General features: G+C 63.5%; 5 protein-coding genes and 1 rRNA gene. 5 read left to right on the top strand and 1 reads right to left on the bottom strand.

Annotated features, from left to right (window positions below; all coding sequences use genetic code 11):
• The first annotated feature begins 30 nt into the window (after positions 1-30).
• Genes RMO40_RS22250 through RMO40_RS22240 form a run of 3 tightly spaced genes read left to right on the top strand, consistent with a single transcriptional unit; the run spans position 31 to position 1,972 of the window.
• Positions 31-1,266 (top strand): MFS transporter, encoded by a 1,236-nt coding sequence (locus tag RMO40_RS22250; RefSeq protein WP_489660223.1) that lies wholly within the window; start codon positions 31-33, stop codon positions 1,264-1,266.
• 18 nt (positions 1,267-1,284) lie between these two features.
• Positions 1,285-1,734, top strand: a complete 450-nt coding sequence (locus tag RMO40_RS22245; RefSeq protein ID WP_309725785.1) for a PTS sugar transporter subunit IIA domain-containing protein — start codon at positions 1,285-1,287, stop codon at positions 1,732-1,734.
• Entirely contained in the window at positions 1,703-1,972 is a 270-nt protein-coding gene (locus tag RMO40_RS22240) for an HPr family phosphocarrier protein (RefSeq protein WP_309725784.1), read from the top strand. Before RMO40_RS22245 ends, RMO40_RS22240 begins: the two co-directional genes overlap by 32 nt.
• 3 nt (positions 1,973-1,975) lie before the next feature.
• Here the strand turns inward: RMO40_RS22240 and RMO40_RS22235 are convergent, their stop codons facing one another.
• Positions 1,976-2,830, bottom strand: coding sequence for a GNAT family N-acyltransferase (locus tag RMO40_RS22235; RefSeq protein ID WP_309725783.1), 855 nt, complete (start codon positions 2,828-2,830; stop codon positions 1,976-1,978).
• Positions 2,831-2,966: 136 nt separating this feature from the next.
• Between RMO40_RS22235 and ptsP the strand changes: the two genes are divergently transcribed.
• Both ptsP and RMO40_RS22225 read left to right on the top strand, forming a co-directional pair.
• On the top strand, positions 2,967-4,760 hold the full coding sequence (gene ptsP / locus RMO40_RS22230; protein ID WP_309725782.1) for a phosphoenolpyruvate--protein phosphotransferase: 1,794 nt from the start codon (positions 2,967-2,969) through the stop codon (positions 4,758-4,760).
• A 461-nt stretch (positions 4,761-5,221) separates the two neighbouring features.
• A 16S ribosomal RNA gene (locus RMO40_RS22225) occupies positions 5,222-5,334 on the top strand; the annotation flags it as partial.

Here is a 5,334-nt window from a genome sequence, read left to right as displayed (position 1 = left end):
TGCCGGAGTGCGCAGCACGAAGGTACTCCAGTGACCCTGCTGCCCCGCACCGCGGTGCTCATGTTTCTGAGCTTCGCGTTTGCCTACTTCCCGTCGGCCCTGGTGCGGGGCGTGGTCGCCACCCTGGCGCCAGCCTTCAGCACCGAGCTGCAGCTGAACTCGGCCAACCTGGGTTTGCTGGCCGGCGCGTACTTCCTGGGCTTTGCGACGATGCAACTGCCCCTGGGCAGCGCGCTGGATCGATTTGGCCCGAAGCGGGTGCTGCTGGCCTTCCTGGTGCTGGCGGTTTTCGGGTGCGGCGCATTTGCCATGGCGCAGAGCTTTGCCGCCTTGGTGGTGGCTCGCATGTTGATCGGCATGGGCGTGGGCGCCTGCCTGATGGCGCCGATGACCAGTTTTCGCCGCAACTACGGCGCCACCGCGCAGATGCGTGCCAATTCCTGGATGCTGATGACCGGCTCGCTGGGTTTGGTGGCCTCGACGCTGCCGGTGCAGTGGCTGTTGCCCAGCTTGGGTTGGCGCGGTCTCTTCTGGGCCTTGGCCGCCTTGTTCGTGGTGGCGATGGTGTTGATTGCCTGGTTGGTGCCGGCCGACGGGCCTGCGGCGCCGCTGCCGTCGACGGGAAGAGGGGGCTACGGCCAGGTGTTCCGGCACCCGACCTTCGTGCGCTACCTGCCCATGGCCTTCTTTCAATACGGCAGCATGGTGGCCCTGCAGTCGCTGTGGATCGGCCCTTGGCTCACCCGCGTGTGCGATTGGTCGGCGCAACAGACGGCGGGCGGCTTGTTTGCGATCAACCTCGCCATGCTGTTCGCCTTCATGGGCTGGGGCGTGGCCGTGCCGCGACTGTATGCACGGGGCTGGACAGCCCATGGCCTGATTGCCTGGGGCATGCCGTTGAGCCTGCTGGCCTTGTTCCTGGGGGTGGGCCTGGGCAAGGGCGCCACCGCCTGGGTCTGGGCGCTGTTTTGTGTGTCGAGCACCTTCGTCTCGCTGTCGCAACCGGCCATCGGCCAGGCGTTTCCCGCCTGGCTGGCCGGGCGGGCCTTGTCGGCCTACAACCTGGTGATCTTTGCCGGCGTATTCGTTTTGCAGTGGGGCGTGGGGGCGACGGTCGATGCCCTGGTGGCCCAGGGATGGAGCACCGTGTCAGCCTTCAGAGGGGCTTTTGCGTTGTTGGGTGTGTGCTGTGTGTTGTCTTATGTGTGGTTTTTGTGGCGAGATGAACCCGACCCGACCCGACCCGCTTCAGCCCACACGCGTTGAAACTCTCATAATTCCTGCATGCCCGGCCTGCTGATCATTGCCCACGCGCCTCTGGCGTCTTCATTGAAGGCGGTGGCGCAGCACACCTTCCCCGACTGCGGGCGCCGCCTCGAGGCACTCGACGTGCTGCCCGACGCCAGCATCGAAGAGATCGAAATCGCCGCCCGCGCCTTGCTGGCCAAGGTGGGAACCCCCGATGCCTTGATCTTCACCGACGTGTTCGGCGCGACGCCGTGCAATGTGGCGCAGCGCCTGGCCGACGGCGTGCATGTGAAGGTGATTGCGGGCGTGAACGTGCCGATGTTGTGGCGTTCGCTGTGTTACGCCGACGAGTCACTCGATGCGGTGGTGGCGCGTGCCGTTGCCGGTGCCACGCAGGGCGTGATGCAGGTGGCCACCTCGCGCCCACAGAATCAGGCCTTCAAACCCGGTGCCAATGATCAAAGTCAACATCAGCATCAGCAATAAGCTCGGGTTGCACGCCCGTGCCTCGGCCAAGCTCACCAAGTTGGCCGGCGGTTTTCAAAGCGATGTGTTCATGACGCGCAATGCCCGCCGGGTCAACGCCAAGAGCATCATGGGCGTCATGATGCTGGCGGCCGGTGTCGGCAGCGAAGTCGAGATCGAGACCACCGGCCCCGACGAACAGGCCGCGATGGACGCCCTGGTGGCGCTGATCAACGACAAGTTCGGCGAGGGCGAGTAGCCCTCAGGCGCTGGCAGCGCCCAGGAAGTGCTTGCGGTAGCGCGCGGGCAAGTCGTCGATGCGCATCAGCAACGGCAGGTCGGCGGTGTTGAAGTCTGGATCCCAGGCCGGCGCGCCCAGCACCTTGGCGCCGCAGCGCAGATAACCCTTGATCAAGGCCGGGGCCTCGACATCCAGGTCGTGCTGCAGATCGTCTACCGGCAAGGGCAGGCGCGGCGTCACGCGCAGCTCGATCGGCGCCAGGTGCGTGTGGCGCAGTTGCTCCCACAGGCTGGCCGCGAAGTGCCCGCCGTCGCGCATGCTCACGCTCGCGCAGCCGATCATGGTGTCGAGCTTGTTGCGCACCATGAACTCGGCCAGGGCGCCCCACAAGGCCATGATGGCGCCACCCGAGCGCCAGGCCGGGTGCACGCACGAGCGGCCCAGCTCGACCATCGCGCCGCGCAGCGGGCGCAGGCGCGTGAGGTCGAATTCGGTCTCGCTGTACAAGCCGCCCACACGCTTGGCCGCTGCGGGCGTCAGCACGCGGTAGGTGCCGATTACCGGGCCGGGCTCGCCGCCCTCGCCAGGCGCGCGTACCAGCAGGTGCTCGCAGAAGGCGTCGAACATGTCGATGTCGTGGCCAGCGGGCGAACCATGTGGCACGCTCAGGCGCGCGCCCATTTCTTCGGCAAAAACCAGGTGCCTCAGGCGCTGCGCTTCGCGAATGTCTCCCTCATCGCGAGCCCAAACCACCTCAAACCGAGGCGCTTCAGCGCGGGCAGGTTCGGTAGCTGCTGAGCGTGGGTGAAGCGACCTCCGGGACGTGTCGGCACGCAGCGCAGAAATCGGCATGGTCGGCAAAGGGAAGTCCCGCATGGCTACTCCTGTAAAACGTGTGCTGATCGTCGCGTGTGGGCGTGACGCGGCCATGAAGGGCGCGTGACGCCACCATGACAGGTGGCGCGGGTCGTTCCCAGGTGCGCCCGAGAGTTGCGCTGCTAGGATGGATCGCATGAGTTTTCAGGTCTTCGGGTTGCCGGTTTCTCGAGGCGTGGCCATCGGCCGGGCTGTGCTGGTGGCTTCGAGCCGCATCGACGTTGCGCACTACTTCATCGACGATTCCCAGGTCGACCCCGAAATCGAGCGTTTGCGGGTTGCACGCGACGCGGTGGCCACCGAGCTGAGCACCTTGCAGCGCGACTTGCCTATCGATGCGCCGGGCGAGTTGTCGGCCCTGCTCGACGTGCACCTCATGCTGCTGCATGACGAAACCCTGATCACCGCCACCAAACAATGGATCCAGGAGCGCCACTACAACGCCGAATGGGCGTTGTCGGCGCAGCTCGAGGTGATCGCCCGTCAGTTTGACGACATGGAAGACGACTACCTGCGCGAGCGCAAGGCCGACCTGGAGCAAGTGGTCGAGCGCTTGTTGCGCGCCATGAGCCGCGGGCCATCTTCAACCTATGCGCCAGCGCCCGGAGTCAGCCCGCGCGACTTCGCCGGCGAAGACCCGCTGGTGCTGGTGGCCAACGACATCGCCCCGGCTGACATGCTGCAGTTCAAGCGCAGCATCTTCACCGGCTTCATCACCGACGTGGGCGGGCGCACCTCGCACACGGCCATCGTCGCGCGCAGCATGGACATCCCTGCCGTGGTGGGCGCGCGAGAAGCCAGCCACATCATCCGGCAAGACGATTGGGTCGTGATCGACGGCGACAACGGCATCGTCGTGGTCGACCCTTCGCCGCTGCTGCTGGAGGAGTACCGCTTCCGGCAACGGCAGAGCGGGCTGGAGCGCGATCGTTTGTCGCGACTGCGCCATACACCGGCCGTCACGCTCGACGGCGAACGTGTCGAGTTGCAGGCCAACATCGAACTGCCCAATGACGCGCCGGCCGCGCTGGAGGCGGGTGCGGTGGGCGTAGGCCTCTTTCGCAGCGAGTTCCTGTTCATGAACCGCGGTGGCGACTTGCCGGGGGAGGACGAGCAGTTCGAGGCCTACCGGGCCGCCGTGGAAGCGATGAAAGGGCTGCCCGTCACCATCCGCACTGTCGATATTGGGGCCGACAAGCCCCTCGATCGCATGAGCAGCGCCGAGCTCCGCCACGAGCATGCGCTGAACCCGGCGCTCGGGCTGCGTGCAATTCGCTGGAGCTTGTCGGAGCCTGGCATGTTCAGGCAGCAGCTGAGAGCGATCCTGCGTGCTAGTGCCTTGGGTAAGGTGCGTATCCTCATCCCGATGGTGGCGCACCTTGCCGAAGTGAGGCTCGCGCTCGAGGCGATCGCCCGGGCGAAACAGCAGCTGGCCGACTCTGGGCGTGCGCACGGCATTGTTGAGGTCGGCGCCATGATCGAAGTGCCAGCTGCCGCCATTGCGCTGCCAACGCTTTTGCGCCACTTCGACTTTGTTTCGATCGGCACCAACGACCTGATTCAGTACACCCTGGCCATCGACCGCGCCGACGAGGCCGTGGCACATCTGTACGACCCATGGCATCCGGCGGTGCTTCAGCTCGTCGCGCAGACAATCGCCTACGTCCGTTCAACTGGGAAGGCGGTGAGCGTGTGCGGTGAGATGGCCGGAGATCCGGCATTCACTGAGTTGCTACTGGCCATGGGGCTTCGAAGCTTCTCCATGCATCCTGCGCAGATTGCTGCTGTCAAACAGCGGGTTCTTCGGGCCGACACACGACGTCTGATGCCTCATCTCAAGGCTGTGCTGGACAGCGAAGACCCTGAATCCGCCTGTCGCGAGCTCTTTGCACGCACGGTACATATGGATGCTGCGGTCGGGCCAAGTTGATTTTTTGGAGCCTCGCTCGCGAGGCCCAAAAAAGGATGCTACAGTCGCGGTCTTCGCTGATTTCAGCAGGCAACGCAGACGCAACGCCGGCATTGAGCAGCAAAGAAAAGAGCAAGCAGTTGACGACTTGAGCAAAAACAAGTCATAATCGCTGGCTCTGCTGAACGAAGCAAAAATCGCAAAACGCGACAACGGCAACGGAATGCAAATTAGCCAAGATATTGACAAGGTTATTAAAAGCAGTCAAAATCGCAGGCTTAGCTGAAATAAGTGATTCAGCAAAAAAGCAAACGAAAGTTTGCCAGCTCTTTAAAAACTAACAGCCGATAAGTGTGGGCGTTTGAAGGCGAGTGCCAAGAGTCGAAAGACTCAAGGTCTCATGGACCTTAAACGCTCACTGATAGAAATGAAGATCATGCAAGTGATGTTCACTTCAATTCTTTGAGTAATTTATCAAGATCGAACTGAAGAGTTTGATCCTGGCTCAGATTGAACGCTGGCGGCATGCCTTACACATGCAAGTCGAACGGCAGCACGGGAGCAATCCTGGTGGCGAGTGGCGAACGGGTGAGTA

It is taken from the genome of Rhizobacter sp. (genome assembly GCF_031412075.1).
Lineage (GTDB): Bacteria > Pseudomonadota > Gammaproteobacteria > Burkholderiales > Burkholderiaceae_C > Rhizobacter.
The sequence above is the reverse complement of the archived record's forward strand: the minus strand, read 5'-3'. Positions and strand labels throughout refer to the sequence as shown.